The organism is Streptomyces sp. NPDC025651, assembly GCF_055558735.1.
Window position 1 is genome coordinate 339,491 of record NZ_JBVHLZ010000010.1, and the last position, 16,497, is coordinate 355,987.

At 70.7% G+C, this 16,497-nt stretch carries 14 protein-coding genes; 8 read left to right on the top strand and 6 right to left on the bottom strand.

Translation table 11 applies throughout. The features are described from left to right. Window positions 1-9 precede the first annotated feature (9 nt). From ACZ4D5_RS32170 to ACZ4D5_RS32185, 4 genes are all read right to left on the bottom strand, one after another. Window positions 10-1,191 carry a TniB family NTP-binding protein gene (locus tag ACZ4D5_RS32170; RefSeq protein WP_467775970.1) on the bottom strand — a complete coding sequence of 394 codons (1,182 nt, stop codon included), beginning with the start codon at window positions 1,189-1,191 and terminating at the stop codon, window positions 10-12. Next, window positions 1,191-3,341 carry a transposase gene (locus ACZ4D5_RS32175; RefSeq protein WP_467775971.1) on the bottom strand — a complete coding sequence of 717 codons (2,151 nt, stop codon included), beginning with the start codon at window positions 3,339-3,341 and terminating at the stop codon, window positions 1,191-1,193. The genes ACZ4D5_RS32170 and ACZ4D5_RS32175 overlap by 1 nt, the downstream gene beginning before the upstream one ends. After that, window positions 3,338-4,099 carry a TnsA-like heteromeric transposase endonuclease subunit gene (locus ACZ4D5_RS32180; RefSeq protein ID WP_467775972.1) on the bottom strand — a complete coding sequence of 254 codons (762 nt, stop codon included), beginning with the start codon at window positions 4,097-4,099 and terminating at the stop codon, window positions 3,338-3,340. Before ACZ4D5_RS32180 ends, ACZ4D5_RS32175 begins: the two co-directional genes overlap by 4 nt. 365 nt (window positions 4,100-4,464) lie before the next feature. After that, entirely contained in the window at window positions 4,465-5,109 is a 645-nt protein-coding gene (locus tag ACZ4D5_RS32185; protein WP_467776045.1) for a TniQ family protein, read from the bottom strand. Window positions 5,110-5,531: 422 nt separating this feature from the next. Between ACZ4D5_RS32185 and ACZ4D5_RS32190 the strand changes: the two genes are divergently transcribed. From ACZ4D5_RS32190 to ACZ4D5_RS32210, 5 genes are all read left to right on the top strand, one after another. Continuing rightward, complete coding sequence (locus ACZ4D5_RS32190) at window positions 5,532-7,022, top strand: aromatic amino acid ammonia-lyase (protein WP_467776046.1); 1,491 nt, start codon at window positions 5,532-5,534, stop codon at window positions 7,020-7,022. After that, window positions 7,019-7,852 carry a MurR/RpiR family transcriptional regulator gene (locus tag ACZ4D5_RS32195; RefSeq protein WP_467775973.1) on the top strand — a complete coding sequence of 278 codons (834 nt, stop codon included), beginning with the start codon at window positions 7,019-7,021 and terminating at the stop codon, window positions 7,850-7,852. Before ACZ4D5_RS32190 ends, ACZ4D5_RS32195 begins: the two co-directional genes overlap by 4 nt. Before the next feature lie 98 nt (window positions 7,853-7,950). Next, the gene (locus ACZ4D5_RS32200; protein WP_467775974.1) at window positions 7,951-8,346 is read left to right on the top strand and encodes a peptidase inhibitor family I36 protein; all 396 of its coding nucleotides are present in this window, start codon (window positions 7,951-7,953) and stop codon (window positions 8,344-8,346) included. A gap of 88 nt (window positions 8,347-8,434) precedes the next feature. Continuing rightward, window positions 8,435-8,689, top strand: coding sequence for a hypothetical protein (locus ACZ4D5_RS32205; RefSeq protein WP_467775975.1), 255 nt, complete (start codon window positions 8,435-8,437; stop codon window positions 8,687-8,689). A 129-nt stretch (window positions 8,690-8,818) separates the two neighbouring features. Next, entirely contained in the window at window positions 8,819-9,112 is a 294-nt protein-coding gene (locus ACZ4D5_RS32210; protein WP_467775976.1) for a type II toxin-antitoxin system VapC family toxin, read from the top strand. A gap of 9 nt (window positions 9,113-9,121) precedes the next feature. On the opposite strand, the gene ACZ4D5_RS32215 is transcribed toward ACZ4D5_RS32210, so the two are convergent. Further along, window positions 9,122-10,486: an APC family permease gene (locus ACZ4D5_RS32215; RefSeq protein WP_467775977.1), complete on the bottom strand. Its 1,365-nt coding sequence runs from the start codon at window positions 10,484-10,486 to the stop codon at window positions 9,122-9,124. A gap of 80 nt (window positions 10,487-10,566) precedes the next feature. Then, window positions 10,567-11,991, bottom strand: a complete 1,425-nt coding sequence (locus ACZ4D5_RS32220; protein WP_467775978.1) for a type III PLP-dependent enzyme domain-containing protein — start codon at window positions 11,989-11,991, stop codon at window positions 10,567-10,569. Window positions 11,992-12,120: 129 nt separating this feature from the next. On the opposite strand from ACZ4D5_RS32220, the gene hutU reads away from it, so the two are divergent. The 3 genes from hutU to ACZ4D5_RS32235 all read left to right on the top strand — a co-directional run bounded on the left by hutU (window position 12,121) and on the right by ACZ4D5_RS32235 (window position 16,453). Continuing rightward, window positions 12,121-13,785, top strand: coding sequence for a urocanate hydratase (gene hutU / locus ACZ4D5_RS32225; RefSeq protein ID WP_467775979.1), 1,665 nt, complete (start codon window positions 12,121-12,123; stop codon window positions 13,783-13,785). A 122-nt stretch (window positions 13,786-13,907) separates the two neighbouring features. Further along, entirely contained in the window at window positions 13,908-15,110 is a 1,203-nt protein-coding gene (locus ACZ4D5_RS32230) for an allantoate amidohydrolase (RefSeq protein WP_467775980.1), read from the top strand. Further along, window positions 15,101-16,453 (top strand): formimidoylglutamate deiminase, encoded by a 1,353-nt coding sequence (locus tag ACZ4D5_RS32235; protein WP_467775981.1) that lies wholly within the window; start codon window positions 15,101-15,103, stop codon window positions 16,451-16,453. Before ACZ4D5_RS32230 ends, ACZ4D5_RS32235 begins: the two co-directional genes overlap by 10 nt. Window positions 16,454-16,497: the final 44 nt, after the last annotated feature.

Genomic DNA, 16,497 nt, shown 5'->3' on the forward strand with positions numbered 1-16,497 from the left:
CCGAGTTCCTCAGGCGCTCCCGTCAGCCGCCGGTTGCTGCTTGCCCGCGGCCTTCGGCCGCTTGCGGGACTTCAGTTCCGTCACCTTGGCGTAGGCACGTTCATGGGCGTAGGACAGCACGATGGAGTCCATGGTCTCCCGCGTGATCGCCTCGGTTCCCTGCTGGATGGCGCGTACCGCGCTGCGGCGCAGGAGGGCATGGAGGCCTGCGATGCTGCCGTCAGTTCGCTCGTGCAGGTAGCGCCAATGCCGGCGGGTCAGGCTCTCCTTCTTGTGGAGGTAGAGGGACAGCGCTCCCTCCAACGAGCGGACGACGCCGACCCATTGCAGGATTTCGGCTTTGGTGTCGAGGGCGAACGGGTTCAGTTCCTGACGGCTGAACCGGCCGGCGGTCTGGGTACGGGGGCCGCTGGCCGCGGTTTTGACGCGGCTGTTTCGTTTGACGGGGCCGGTGGGGCCTCCCTCACTGAGCAGCGGGCTCTCCTCAAGGTCGGCACCCGTGCCGATGATCGTGCAAGGCGCGTGATTGGCGAGGAACTTGATGTGGTCGTTGGAGGCCCTGCCCTCCTTGAAGGAACAGTCCAGGAAGTGCAGGTCATCGAAGATGATCAACTGGGTGCCGCATGCCGTGAGCGCGGTGAGGACGCGGTCGTCGATGGTGTCCTTGGTGCCGCTGGTCGGGACGTTGAGGTAGCGGGCGATCGCGATGGAGATCTGCTTGGGAGTGACCTGGTCGGTGAGGGAGATGTAGACGACGGGGACATAGGAGCCCAGCCGCTCGGGGATGAACCGTTCGGGGAAGTCCTCGCGAAGGTCCTGCTCGAACTTCCGGGCGATCATCTTGACCAGCGTGGACTTGCCGACGGTGGGCGGACCGTCGATGAGCAGTCCGAGCCGGGCGCCGGGCGGAGCCATCTCGTTGGCGGCCAGCAGCTCCGTGATCTCTGTCTCGAAGTGCGATATGGCCGGTGTCCAGGCCAGTACCAAGGCACTGTGATAACGGTTGCGGATGCGGTTCAGGCGACGCCGCTCAGCGCCCTCCGGGTCCATCGCCATGTAGACGTCGTACGGGGGCAGCAAGGGGCGGGTCGGCGGTTCGTAGAAGACGTACGTGAACCAGTCCTCCTTGGTACGGGGTTCAGCCAGTCCTGGGTGCGTGGAGTCGGCCCCTGCCAGGGGAGGCGGGGCCATTACGGGGCACCGTCCTGCTCCGGGTGGCCGCCCCACACCTCGTACGACGGCAGGGCATCGAAGTCGATGGCGATCTCCTCGTCGTTGGCAGGTGGCGGTGGCACGGCCCGCAGACGGGGCTCCTTGACGGGGGCGTCGGCCGCGGAGTCAGCCAGCTCAGTATGAGCCTTGTCCCGGGCCGCTGCCCTGGCCCGCTCGGCGTCCCGGGCCCGCGCCCGGCGAGAGCGGGCGGTGGACGCCTCGACGGCGTCCGTGCGGTTCTGCAGATCCAACAACGCGTCAAGGACGGCCTCTTGGTTCTGTGGATCGCGGCCGCGTTCGCGCAACTCCTGCTTGACCTGGCGCAAAGTGATGTCCGTGAAGGGCTCCAGACCGGTCAACGCGTGGGTCCAGCGCAGCGTGTGCCAGACGCCGGCGTAGGGATCATGGAAATACACCTGCGTCATGTCCCGCGGGTCATAGCGGATCGGCCAGGCGCCCTTGGCCTGCGCGTACGGGGATTTGGCCCCGTTGTGGACGCCCATGACGGACGCGCTGTAGTGCAAGTAGTCCTTCTGGATCCGCCGGTTGGAGATCGCGCACCAGTAGATCGGCAGCAGTTCCAGGAACAGGTTGGGATCGCGCGGAGCGGCGATGTAGCCGCAGCGGTGAACCGCCAGCCGGTAGGCGTCGTTGGGCGACAGCGCGATTTCCGGGAACCCTGGCAGCACCAGCCCCGTGTGCTGGCGGCGCTGGTAGACCGCGACCACGTACTCGGCGAAGAACTCCTCCAGCTCCTCGATCGTCCACCGGGCCGCGGCATCCACGTCACGGCCGCGGTGCACCACGTGATTGCCCTTGTAGCCGGCGATGTGTTCGGAGAACTGGCTCCGGATCGTCTTGAAAGCGGCCTCCACCTGAGGCTTGTCGGTGGGCTTGTATTTACGCGTGTCCTGGATGGTGATCCCGTAGCGGCGACAGACGTTCTTCACCGGCTGCGAGGCGAACGCCTTGCCGTGGTCGATCACGATCTTCTCGGGGAACACCACCGGGCGGGCAGCGGCGGCCGCGAACCGCTCGTCTTGCGCGAGCAGCGGCTCGCACGGCAGGCGCAGCATGCGGTGGCGCAGTCCCTCCGGCCAGCCCGGGCGCATAGGTTCCGGCATCATCGCGTCCGCGATCACCATGCCCGCGTCCACGCCCTTCGTCCCTTTGGGAACCAGACGCCACCCCAGCAGGGCACGGGTGCACACGTCGATGGCGATCGTCAGGTCCACCGAGAAGACGACGTCTTCGACCGGATCGTAGGCACGTACATCCAGCCAGCTGGTGTCGATCATGACCAGCTCGCCGGGGCGGCTGGCGGTGATCGGCTGGTAGTGCCCGTCGGGCCTGTTGGCGACCGACTGACGCGTCGTGGCCGGCCCGGTGGTGTAACGGCCGGGCAGGAGCGCGGCGACGTACCGGTTGAAGGTCTTCTGTATCGGCACTTTCACCGCGTCCGGGCCGTGGACGTCGGCCAGACGGCGTTCCACTCGTCGGCGCAGCCGGTTCAGGCTGCCGGTCGAGTCGTCCTCCTCCGTCACGTAATGCTGAGTGATGATCGCGTCGATCAGCCGTTGGTCCACCCCCGCCAGGGGATGCGACGGCCGATGACTGCGCCGGTCCACCAGCCCCCACGGGCCCTCCTCCCGCCACTTGCGCAGGCGCCGCCATATCTGCGGCTCGCTGTAGCCCAGTTCCCGCGCCTTGTTCTTCACCCGCTTGGCCAGCGAAAGGTCCGGGTCGTACGGCGGCCTGGGCTCCCCGGGCAAGGCGCCCTCCGGGCTCCCATGGCGAAAGCCGGTGGTCATCTCCAGGAGGTGCTCCTGGGCGTACTGGAGTTGCTCCAGTTGCTTGTCACTCAGCTTGTCGAACAGGGCTGCGGCATCCAGCCACAACTTCGCCGAGGCGTCGTGCTCAGCCGAGTCCCCGCTCTCCGGGACCGCCTCGTCGTCGCAGGGACGGAAGGTCGGGTCCGCCAGGAGGTGCCCCACACCGATCACCGTCCACGAGCCGCTCTCCGAACGCAGACGCACCCCGTCGTCGGTCACCCCGGTCACCGTGTGCACCTCGTCGTCCAGCCACACCCGGGTTCCCCGCTTCAGCCGCACCGCGCCATCGACCGTCATGTCAACGACTCCTTGGAGGTCCTCACCAGCGTCGTCTCCCGCAAGGGACGGTCCAGGTCCGTGACGATCCGCTGATGCCACATCAGGTGATACAGCACCCCGCGTGCCAGGTCCGGGAACTCCATGAACCGCATCAGCTCCCCAATCTCCACCGGCTCACGGGCCAGTTCCAGCAGACGCGGCACCAGATCCGCCCCCAGGTGCAGCGGGCGCCGGGCGCTGGAGAGCAGATCGACGTTCACCCAGCGCTGCCCGCTCGGCTCCGACACCATCGCGTAGTCCCAGCCCAGCCGCTCACACACTCGCCGGGTGCGTTCCTCCTGCAGCCGTACCTTCGGATTGTCCCGCAGCTCGGGGTTCTTCACGTCCAGCAGCAGTACGCTGCCGTCCCGGCGGCGCGCGAAGACATCCGGCGTGTGCAGCCATGTCCCGCGGTCGTCGATCGCGTCGAACTCCAAGGGCTGTGTGACGAACGCCGTCACCTGCGGGTCGAAGTCCAGCAGCGTCAGCCACTTCGACTCCAGCACGCTCTCGTAGTCGACGAGGTCACCCCACTTCGCCGCCCAGTAATGGCCCGGCATGTGTCCCTGGTCCCGGTGGCTGGGGATGGACCGCACCATCCGGCCGTCCTCGAACGGCACGTCGGCGGCCTCCTCCAGCCGCATCAGATGCTCGACCCCGTCGGCATCGACGTACCGCACCCGCACCAGGTCGATCTCCCGGGCCGCGGGCCCCGGCTCTCCCATATCAGCGCTCACGGTGTCCCTCCCTTTCCCAGGGACTCCTTGCCGAGCGGCCCACAGGAACCTGCGCCGCTACCGCCTCCGCGAAGACCTCCGGTACGGCAAGACGCGCCAACGGCCTGGCCGCCAAAGACCCCTCATCGACAGCCGTCCGCACCAAGGGGGCCAACCGCCGCGACAACTCCCGCACCTCAGCGGCCTCCAGCAGGGGCATCACCAACGTGAGGAACGCCGATGCTGCCGCAGCTGATGCCGGTCCCCACCCGAACTGGCTCCGGTGCAGACCGCGTTCAACGCGCTCCTCCAGAAGAACGCGGCCGCACCAGTCAGGCACACCCGGCAGACGCTCAAGATCCTCGGAAGCCCGAGTCGTAACAGGATCACGCACGCCCGGAACGCCGCGAACCACTCGCCTCTCGGCACGTCCACGCCTCCCAGAGCGGCGCGTGCCTGGCCGTACGCGATGTCCAGCCAGCACCGCTGCGCGTCAGCCGTCCGCTCAAGGGCCCGGCTCGCACGAACCGCCGGCAGCCACTGTGAACACGGCGTGCCGCCCACGGAGTTCGCGCAACAGGTCGGAAGCCTGACCCACCGCGCGGGCACCACTCGGGGCCGGTCCCGCCCCATCGCAGCACCCACCCGCACGACGGACAACGATCCATCAGCGTCACCCTGTGCTCAGGACACACCGCCGCACACGACAGCTTCCACCACAACTGCCATACCCCACCCGACGCCAGCAGGCAGCGCGGACAGGCGCGACTGCCGTACACCTCCGCCCACTCCCGCCCAGCTGACGGCCGGTGTGCATTGCCCGCCGAGAGCACCGCGTCCACATTCAACGGCCCGCCCTCGAACGAGGACAGGTGCATCCCGTCCACAAGGGCGTCGGGGACACCGGTCGCCGCGTACACCTTCTGCCGAACCGCTGGATCCGACCGCACCCCGAACACAGGCGGCCGGACATCCGAGGAAGCCCCTCGCAAGCGAAGCCCCATCAGGTCGGCGATCTCAGCCGAGGGCATCGATTCGCTCGCGCCATCCGGTCTATCCACGATCCGAAGGACTCATTCGCGAACGGGGCTGTGACCAGGGCTAATCGCCTGGGAGAGGACATGCCCACCCCCTGAAAGTGATCTACGTCACTATCATATGGGTGTGCATACTGTCAAGTGCACTCTCATTTTGAGGTGCACACTCTCATTTTCAAGGATGGCGCTCACCCCCCTGCTCGTGGGGCCGGCGTTCTTGCCTGGCTGTATATCGTCATGCAGAGTTCTTGCTGTCTGAATAGGTTGTCAATGCTCCGGCGTGAATCGCCGGCAAGAAGTGGCCGACGGGTAAGACGGGATGTCCGGTTGAGGAGGAAAAGCGCGTGAAGTCGTCTCGTATCGCGGACGCCGCGGCCGACGGCGGGGGAGCGGTCGTCGTCCTGGACGGCCGGGGCATGAGCGTTTCGGACGTCGTACGCCTGGCTGATTCCGCCGCCCGCCCGGTGCCGGCGACCGACGGCATGAAGCGTGCCGAGGACTCCTGGAACGCGGCCCGCGAGATCGCCGCGTGGGGTCGCGTCTACGGCCGCTCCACCGGCGTCGGCGCCAACCGCAACGAGGACGTGCCCACCGAGGCGGCCGCCGACCACGGCCTCAGGCTGCTGCGGTCGCACGCCGGGGCCATCGGCGCCGAACTGCCCGCCCGCCAGGTCCGCGCGATGCTCGCGGTCCGCGCCAACCAGCTCCTCGCGGGCGGCGCCGGGCTGCGGCCGAGCGTCGTCACGGCGCTCTGCCTGGCCCTGGAGAGCGGCGCGTACCCCACGGTCAACGAGTTCGGCTCGGTCGGCACCGGCGACATCGCCGCCCTCGCCCAGATGGGCCTCGCGCTCGCGGGTGAGCACCCCTGGCAGGGCACCGGGACGCCGCCCGAGCCGCAGCCCCTCGACAACAACGACGCCCTCGCCCTGATCAGCAGCAACGCCCTCACCCTCGGCCAGTCCGCGCTCGCCCTGCACGAACTGCGCGGCCTGATCGGCGCCACCCAGGTGGTCGCCGCGCTGTCCCTGATGGCGGTCGACGGTTCGTACGAGGCGTACGCCCTGCCCGTCCACGAGGCGCGGCGCCACCCCGGCTCGTACGCGGTCGCCGCACGCATGCGCCGGCTGCTCGGCGCCCCCGACCGGCCGACGCCGCCGCTCGGCCGCATTCAGGACCCCTACGGCTTCCGCTGCCTGCCGCAGATCCACGGTCCCGCGCACGACGCGGCGAACGCCCTGGAGGGCGTCCTCGCCGTCGAGATCAACGCGGCCGCCGAGAACCCGCTGATCTGCCCCGAGGACCTCGCGGCCTACCACCACGGCGGCTTCTACCTCGCCCAACTCGCCCTTGCGCTGGACCACTTCAGGCTCGCGGTGACGCAGGTGGCCCGCCTGTCGACCTCACGGCTCTCGACCTTGAACGAACCGGCCTTCACCCGCCTGCGGCCCTTTCTCGCGGACGGCGAGGCGGCCTCGTCGGGCGTCATGATCCTGGAATACGCGGCTGGGGCGGCCCTCGGCGACCTGCGGGCCTTCTCCGCGCCCGCCTCGCTCGGCCACGCGGTGCTCTCCCGCGGCGTCGAGGAGCAGGCCAGCTTCGCCTCGCTCGCGGCCCGTCAGACCCTGCGCGCCTGCGCGGCGTACCGCCTGGTGGTGGGGTGTGAACTGGTCGCCGCGGTCAGGGCGTTGAGACAGCGTGAGCTGCGCCTGGATCCACGGGCCCCGCTCTGCCGGGCCTTCGGGCTCGCGAACTCCGTCCTGGCCGCGGAGCTCGCCGACCGCCCGCTGACGGATGATGTGACGGCGGCGGCCGGGCTGCTCGACCGGTTCACCGAGCTGTGGGCGGGGCTGGGCGGCGGGAACGGAACGGCCTTCGAGGGATCGGGTGTGGTGAGGGGAACGGTATGAGTGACAGTCCTGCGGCACGGCTGCAAGTGCTCTTCGAGGGTCATCGGCTCACGCCCACACAGCGCCGCATCGCGCACTGCATGGTGCGGCGGGCGGCGGACGTCCCCTTCCTCTCCAGCGTCGAACTGGCGGAGCTCGCCGGGGTGAGCCAGCCCTCCGTGACCCGGTTCGCGGTGGCGCTCGGCTTCGACGGCTACCCCGCGCTGCGCAAGCACCTGCGCGACGTGGCGCCCCCGGAGACGTCCTTCGGCGACTCCCTCAACGAGTACCAGCAGGCGGTCGAGGCGGAGATCGAGAACCTGCGGCACCTGGCGGAGCTCCTGGCGGACCCGGCGCCGGTGGAGCGCGCGGGACGGCTCCTCGCCGCCTCCCGCCCGCTGCCCGTCCTCGGGCTGCGGGCCGCCGCCTCGCAGGCGTACGGCTTCTCGTACTTCGCCGCCAAGGTCCACCCCGACGTACGCCTCCTCGACGAGGGCGGCACGATGCTGGCCGACCGCGTCGACGCGGCGGTACGGGCGGGCGCCACCGCCCTGCTCTGCTTCGCGCTGCCCCGCCACCCCCGCGAGGTCGTCGACGCCCTCGCCTACGCGCGGTCGGCGGGCCTCACGGTGGTCACCGTCGCGGACTCGGCGTTCGCCCCGGTGGCCGCCCACTGCGACCTCCTCCTGCCGGCCGCGGTCGGCACGGGCCTGGCCTTCGACACGGCGTGCGCGCCGATGCTGCTGGGCCGGGTCCTGCTGGAGGCGATGTGCGACGGCCTGCCCGACGCGCAGGCGAGGCTGGAGGAGTTCGACGTGCGGGCGGCGGCGCGGGGGCTGTTCGTGGAGTAGCGCACCCTCGGACTTCCGAGGTACCCCGGGGCCGCGCCGGACGGCATGGTCGTGCCAAGCCGCCGCCGACGGGGCGGCGGGCAACGGGGAGGAAGACCATGCGCAGGATGAAGTTGGCCCTGGTCGGCGTCGGCTCGGCGGTACTGCTCGCCACCGGGGGGACGGTGTCGGCGGGGGCGGTGACGCCGGGCGCGGCGTCCCAGGGTGTGGAGGCCACCCGGGCATGGGACTGCACCAAGGGGGCCATCTGCTTCTACACGAAGAAGAACGGCGGCGGCACGAAGCACGAGCGCTTCGACGACACCAACAAGAACATCTACGGCATCAACTCGGTCCGGAACAACGGCAGGACCGACGTGCCCCGGGACCACGTGAAGGTCAAGTGGAACTTCTCGGGCGAGGGCCCGAGTCGCTGGTCCTGCGTCAAGCCGGGTGAGAAGTCGAGCTTCGAGAGCATCACCGTCGACGCCGTCCGCTGGGTGAACAGCTGCTGAACCCCGGCGTGCGACCCGACAGGCCCCGTACGAGTGAGCGGATCGCGGCTCGTGCCGGGGCCTGATGCCGCGGCGTACGCTCGGAGACGTGACCGCAGCCGAGGACTACCAGCACCTCCAGCACTTGATCGACCGGTTGCCGACGGAAGAGCTGCGGCACCTGCGGGTCCTCGTGGACACCGACCCTGAGATCGCCCCTTTCACGGACGAGGGGAGCGCCATGCCGCCGGCGATCGAGCGGCCGGGCTTCGCCGCGTTCGCGGGGATGGGGCGCTCGGGGCACACCGACACGGCGCGCAGGCACCGCGAACTCATCGCGGAGTGGAGCGACGAGAACCGGTGAAGTGCCACCTCCTGGACACGGGTGTTCTTTACGCGGTCGCAGACGAGGACGATGCCGACCACGCACGGTGTGTGGCGCACGTCAGCTCCCTGCGCGGGCGCCTGCTGGTCCCCGCCCCTGTGATCGTCTGTGATCGTCGAGACGGCACAGCTCGTCGAGCGCCGCTTGGGCCCCGACTACGAAGCCGTATTCCTCGACTTGTTCACGGTAGGCACCCTGGAGCCGGTCGACCTCGTCGCTGAGGACTTCGTCCGCGTCGCCCAACTGATCCGCAAGTACGCCGACTTCCCCCTCGGCACCGTCGACGCTTCCGTCGTCGCGGTGGCCGAACGCCTCGGTCTCGCCGATGTCGCGACGCTCGACCACCGCCACTTCTCCGCGATCCGGCCCAGCCACGTCAAGGCCTTCACGCTTCTGCCCTGAGCCCTCCCCTCAGTCTTCGCCCCTCGTCTTCAGGACCGCCTTGTTGACCACCCACAGCCCGATGCCGATGGCGATCAGTACGCCCGCGCGGATGTAGACCTCCGCCGGCCGGTCCGCCAGCGGGCTCGCGAGGATCAGCGCCGTGATCGCGCCGAGCACCGGAAGCACCGTCGGCGTACGGAAGTGCTCGTGGTCGACGGGGTCGCGGCGCAGCACGAGGACCGCGATGTTGACCACCGCGAACACGCACAGCAGCAGGAAGGCGGTGGTGTCCCCGAGGCCTTCGATCTCTCCCGTCGACACCAGACCGATCGCGAGCAGCGACACGAAGACGATGCCGACGACCGGCGTGCGGCGCTTCGCGAGGACGCGGCCCATGGCGCGCGGCAGGATGCGTTCGTTGGCCATGCCGTAGCAGAGCCGCGAGGCCATCATGATGTTGATCAGCGCCGAGTTGGTGACCGCGAACAGGGCGATCAGCGCGAAGAGTTTGTGCGGGAAGTCGACGCCGCCCGCCTTCACGACTTCGAGCAGCGGTCCGCTGGAACCCTCCAGGGTCCTGGAGTCGACCAGGAGGGACGAGACCAGCGCGACCAGGACGTAGATGGTGCCGGTGACCGCGACGCCGATGAAGATCGCGCGCGGGAAGGTGCGCACGGGGTCCTTCGTCTCCTCGGCCATGTTCACCGAGTCCTCGAAGCCCACGAAGGCGAAGAAGCCGAGCGCCGTCGCCCCCAGCACGCCGGTCATCAGGGCGTATCCGGTGCCGTCCGTCTCGAACTCGGTGAGCCGCGAGGGCTCGCCGTCGCCGCTCAGGACGGCGTACGCGCCGATCGCGAGGATGATCATGAGGCCGGTCAGTTCGACGAGCGTGAGCACCACGTTCGTCTTGACCGACTCCGAGACGCCCCGCATGTTCAGGGCGGCGAGCAGCACGATGAAGGTGATCGCGATCAGCGTCGGCGGCAGCGCGTCGCCCGTCAGCTCGCCGAGGTAGTCGCCGCTGAAGGCGCGGGCGGCCGCGCTCGCGGACGAGAGCCCCGAGCACATCACCATGAAGGCGATGATGAAGGTGAGGAACGGCGTCTTGAACGCCTTCTGGGTGTAGAGGGCGGCACCGGCCGCCTTCGGGTACTTGCCGACGAGTTCGACGTACGACGCGGCCGTCAGGATCGCCACGACGAAGCCGATCGCGAACGGCAGCCACAGCGCGCCGCCGACCTTCCCCGCGACCTTGCCCGTGGTGGCGTAGATGCCGGTGCCGAGGATGTCGCCGATCACGAACAGGATGAGCAGCTTGGGGCCGATGGCGCGGTGCAGGGCGCCGTCCTCGGCGGGTGGTGGTGCGGTGGTGGACGTGTCGGATGTCGTCACAGATGCCTCCCCCGAGACCGATGGCGGGTCGAGGGAGGATCTGCCCGTGATCCACGTCACTATGCGCGAGTTGAGGAACCTCAGAGGTGGCGCAGCGCGTCGCGTTCCGCGCCGCCGCCCGCCTCCGCGACGATCTCGTCGAGCGTCTGCGGCTCGCGCACCGCGGCGAAGCGCACCTCGTCGGCGTGGGCCGAGAACCCGTACACCCCGGGCCTGGCAAGGCTGTTGTACGAGTAGTGGTGCGCGAAGTAGTAGGCGCCGGTGTCCAACGCGGCCACGTAGTCGCCCTGTTCGAGCAGCGGAAGGGGGCGGTTCTCGGCGAGCAGGTCGCCCGCGAAGCAGGCGGGGCCCGCGACGTCCTGGCCGACGGCGGGCCCCGCCTTGGGGCGCCCCTTGGCGTCGTACGCGCTGATCCGCAGCGGCCACGACGCCGGTGCGTACACGGTCCGGGTCGCCACCTGCACGCCCGCGTGCGTCACGGCGATGGGCCGCCCGCCCGCCTGCTTCGCGTACTCGACGCGGGCCAGGACCGTGCCGTGCTTGGCGAGCAGGGAGCGGCCGAACTCGGTGACCAGGCCGTAGCGCCCGTCGAGCAGTCCGGGGACGCGGGACTTGAGGCGGCGCGCGTACTGCGCGTGGGTCGGACTCTCGTCGTCCGAACCGAAGTTGACGGGCAGGCCGCCGCCGATGTCGATGGTGTCGATCTGCCGCCGCCCGGCGCGTTCGTTGATCTCCTCGGCCAGTTCGTACGCCGCTCCGACGCCGCGCACCATCATCTCCAGGGGCATGCCCTGCGACCCGGAGTGCGCGTGCAGCCGGGTCAGCCACGGCCGGTCCAGACAGGCCTGGATCACCCACTCCCGCGCGCCCTCGTCGCGCAGCGGCACGCCGAACTTGGAGGTGGACGTCGCCGTCGACAGGGCGCCGATCGAGCCGCCGCCGATCTGCGGGTTCACGCGTACGCCGACGGGGGAGCCGGACGGGGCCGACTGGATCATGGCGTCGATGCGGGCAAGCTCCTGCGGGTTGTCCGCGTTCACGGCGATGCCGAGGGCGAGGGCCTCGCGCAGCTCGGCCGGGGTCTTGGCGGGCGAGTCGAGGACCGTCTCGGCGGGCGGCACCCCGGCCGCCCGCGCCAGGGCCAGCTCGCCGGGGCTCGCCACCTCGGCGCCGATCCCGGCCGAGCGCAGCAGCCGCAGGACCGGTACGAGGGGGGTCGCCTTCACCGCGAAGGCGTGCAGGACGGGGGTGCCGGGCGGGGTGACCGCCTCGAAGGCGGCGCGCAGGGCGGCGGCGCCCGCCCGGATCCCGGCGACGTCGAGCAGGCCGGCGACGGGGGCGGTGGGGCCGACGACGCCCTGTTCGACGGCGGCGCGGACGGCCTGGTCGCGGCGGGCGGCGGAGTCGGCTCCGGCGCCGGGGGCGGCGTCTGCGCGGAGGTCCCGGGTCCGCTCGTTGCGGAGGTCCTGGGTCTGCTCGTCGGCGTTGTCCTCGTCGTGGCCCATGTGATCCAGCCAATCATCCGGGGCGCGGCGGCGCTGGCGTACCGGGCATTCGTTCGCTATTGACTAGCCCTATTCAGGACATCAGGATGTGAATAACAAGGTCACAGCAGGATGCGAGGAGGCATTGCCATGTCAGGACCCCGCCCCGTACGGGCACCGCGCGGTACGGAACTGAGCGCCCTGGGATGGCAGCAGGAAGCCGCCCTCCGCATGCTCCAGAACAACCTCGACCCCGAGGTCGCCGAGCACCCCGACAAGCTCGTGGTCTACGGCGGCACCGGCAAGGCGGCCCGCGACTGGCGCTCCTTCGACGCCATGGTGCGCACGCTGAGGACCCTCAAGCAGGACGAGACGATGCTGGTCCAGTCGGGCCGCCCCGTCGGCGTCATGCAGACCCACGAGTGGGCCCCGCGCGTCCTGATCGCCAACTCCAACCTCGTGGGCGACTGGGCCAACTGGGAGGAGTTCCGCCGCCTGGAGCAGCTCGGCCTCACGATGTACGGCCAGATGACGGCAGGCTCCTGGATCTACATCGGCACGCAGGGCATCCTCCAGGGCACGTACGAGACGTTCGCGGCGGTGGCGGCGAAGAAGTTCAACGGCACGCTGGCGGGCACGATCACCCTCACCGCCGGCCTCGGCGGCATGGGCGGCGCCCAGCCGCTGGCCGTCACCATGAACGACGGCGTCGCGATCTGTGTCGACTGCGACCCGCGCGCCATCGAGCGCCGCATCGAGCACAAGTACCTGGACGTGAAGGCCGACAGCCTCGCCCACGCCCTCCAGCTGGCCACCGAGGCCCGTGACGCCCGCCGCCCGCTCTCCATCGGCCTGCTCGGCAACGCCGCGGACCTGCTGCCGCAGATGCTGGCCGAGGGCGCGCCGATCGACATCGTCACGGACCAGACCTCGGCCCACGACCCGCTCTCCTACCTGCCGACGGGCGTGGCCTTCGAGGACATGGCGACGTACGCGACGAAGGACCCGGCGGGCTTCACGACCCGCGCGCGCGAGTCGATGGCCAGGCACGTCGAGGCGATGGTCGGCTTCATGGACGCGGGCGCCGAGGTCTTCGACTACGGCAACTCGATCCGCGGCGAGGCCCAACTCGCGGGCTACGACCGTGCCTTCGCCTTCCCCGGCTTCGTGCCCGCGTACATCCGCCCGCTCTTCTGCGAGGGCAAGGGCCCGTTCCGCTGGGCGGCGCTGTCGGGCGAGGCGTCCGACATCCACAAGACCGACAAGGCGATCCTCGACCTCTTCCCGGAGAACGAGTCCCTGCACCGCTGGATCAAGATGGCCGGCGAGCGCGTCCACTTCCAGGGCCTCCCGGCCCGCATCTGCTGGCTCGGGTACGGCGAGCGGGACAAGGCGGGCGAGCGCTTCAACGACATGGTGGCGAGCGGGGAGTTGCAGGCCCCTCTGGCCATCGGCCGCGACCACCTGGACTGCGGCTCGGTGGCCTCCCCCTACCGCGAGACGGAGGCCATGCTCGACGGCTCCGACGCGATCGCCGACTGGCCGCTCCTGAACGCCATGGTGAACGTGGCCTCGGGCGCGTCCTGGGTCTCCCTCCACCACGGCGGCGGCGTCGGCATGGGCCGCTCCATCCACGCGGGCCAGGTCTCGGTCGCCGACGGCACGAAGCTGGCGGGCGAGAAGATCCGCCGCGTCCTCACGAACGACCCGGGGATGGGCGTGATCCGGCACGTGGACGCGGGGTACGACATCGCGGAGTCGGTGTCGGACGAGAAGGGCGTACGGGTTCCCATGCGCGAGGGTGGGAACGCGTGAGTGATCAGGCCGCCGCGCCTGTGGGCAGTCGTGCCGCTGGGGCGGCACGGGTGGGCACAGGCGCACCCGCAGACGGCAGCGCACCTGCACCCACCCCAGCACAGCCCCCGTCCTTCCAGGAGATGTGGCGTGACCTGAAGCCCATCGGCAGGGACAAGGACAGCCGTGGCTACCGCCGCTACGCCTGGACCGGCGCCGACGCCGACTGCCGCACCTGGTTCAAGGCGCAGGCCGAGTCCCGCGGCCTCACCTACGAACTGGACCGCAACGGCAACCAGTGGGCCTGGCTCGGCGACCCCGCGGCGGGCGACGCCGTGGTCACCGGCTCCCACCTGGACTCCGTCCCCGACGGCGGCGCCTTCGACGGCCCCCTCGGCGTCGTCTCCTCCTTCGCCGCCCTGGACGAACTCCGCGCCAGGAACGCCGAGTTCACCAAGCCCCTGGCCGTCGTGAACTTCGGCGACGAGGAGGGCGCCCGGTTCGGCCTGGCCTGCGTGGGCTCCCGCCTCACCGCGGGACAGCTCACCGTCGAGGCCGCGCACAAGCTGCGGGACGGCGACGGCGTCACGCTGCCGCAGGCGATGGAAGCGGCGGGCTACGACCCCTACAACATCGGCCCCGACCCCGAACGCCTCGCCCGCATCGGCGCGTTCGTGGAACTGCACGTCGAGCAGGGCCGGGCCCTGGACCTGTCCGGCGACCCCGTGGGCATCGCGTCCGCGATCTGGCCGCACGGCCGCTGGCGCTTCGACTTCCGGGGCGAGGCCAACCACGCGGGCACCACCCGCCTGGTGGACCGCCGCGACCCGATGCTCTCGTACGCGGAGACGGTCCTCGCGGCCCGCCGTGAGGCCGAACTGGCAGGCGCGGTCGCGACGTTCGGCAAGATCTCCGTCGAACCGAACGGCGTCAACGCCATCCCGTCGCTGGTCCGCGGCTGGCTGGATTCGCGGGCGGCCGACCAGGCCACCCTCGACACGGTCGTCACCGGCATCGAGAAGGCCGCCCGCGAGTACGCGGAGCGGCACGGCATCGACCTCGACGTCGTACGCGAGTCCTTCACGCCGGTGGTGGAGTTCGAGGACGCGTTGCGCGACGAGCTGGGCGCGATCCTGGGCACGGACCAGGAACGGCCCCTCCCCGTCCTCGGCACCGGCGCGGGACACGACGCGGGTATTCTGTCCGGCTCGATCCCCACCGCCATGCTGTTCGTGCGGAACCCCACGGGCGTCTCGCACTCCCCGGCGGAGTACGCGGCCGAGGACGACTGCCTGGCCGGGGTGACCGCACTCGCCGACGTACTGGAAGGGCTGGCGTGCAGGTGACGACGTACTGGCTGGAGCAGGCCTGGCTCGACGCGTTCGTGGAGCCGGGCGTGGCGGTGGAGGTGACGGGCGACCGGATCACGGCGGTCCGCAAGGACGTCGGGACACCCCCGCCCGGCGCGACGGTCCTGCGCGGCCTGACCATCCCCGGCCTGGCGAACGCCCATTCGCACGCCTTCCACCGCGCCCTGCGCGGCACCGTCCAGGTCGGCTCGGGCACCTTCTGGACGTGGCGCGAGGTCATGTACTCGGTGGCGGACCGCCTCACCCCCGAGACGTACCACGCGCTCGCGCGGGCGGTGTACGCGGAGATGGCGCTGGCGGGCATCACGACGGTGGGGGAGTTCCACTACCTCCACCACGGGCCCGGCGGCACCGCGTACGCCGACCCGAACGCGATGGGCGAGGCCCTGATCCAGGCCGCGGCGGACGCGGGCGTGCGCATCACGCTCCTGGACACGGCGTACGTGGCCTCCGGACTCCTCGACGAACAGCGGGGGAAGCCGCCCAACCGCCACCAGCTCCGCTTCTCGGACGGCACGGCTCAGGCGTGGGCGGAGCGCGCGTCGCTCCTGAAGGACCGCGACCACGCGCGCATCGGCGCGGCGATCCACTCCGTACGGGCGGTCCCCGCGGGCCAGTTGGGCGTGGTGGCCCAGTGGGCGGCCGACCGGCGGGCCCCGCTCCACGTCCACCTCTCCGAGCAGACCGCGGAGAACGACGCGTGCCGGGCGGTCCACGGCCGCACCCCGACGCGGCTCCTCGCCGACCACGGGGTGCTCGGCCCCCGCACCACCGGCGTCCACAACACCCACCTCACGGACGAGGACATCGCGCTGCTCGGCTCCTCGACGACGGGCACCTGCATGTGTCCGACGACGGAACGGGACCTGGCGGACGGCATCGGTCCTGCGGTCGCCCTGCAGCGCGCGGGCAGCCCGCTCTCCCTGGGCAGCGACAGCCACGCGGTGATCGACATCCTCGAAGAGGCGCGGGCCATGGAGCTGAACGAGCGCCTCCGCTCGCACACGCGGGGCCACTGGACGGCGGCGGCGCTGCTCCGCGCCGCCACGGCCGACGGCCACGCGGCGCTCGGCTGGGCTGACGCGGGCGTGCTCGAACCGGGTGCGCTGGCCGACCTGACGACCATCGCCCTGGACTCGGTGCGCACGGCGGGCCCGGTGCCGCGCCTGGCCGCGGAGACGGCGGTCTTCGCGGCGACGTCGGCGGACGTCCGGCACACGGTGGTGGGCGGCAGGCATGTGGTGCGGGACGGCGCGCACGCGTTGGTCCCGGACGTCGCCGCAGCCTTGGCGGAGGCGGTGGCGGCGCTAAGAGACTGACACTTTCCCCAACCCCGCCCCTTCCCGAACGTTGCGGCTCCGCC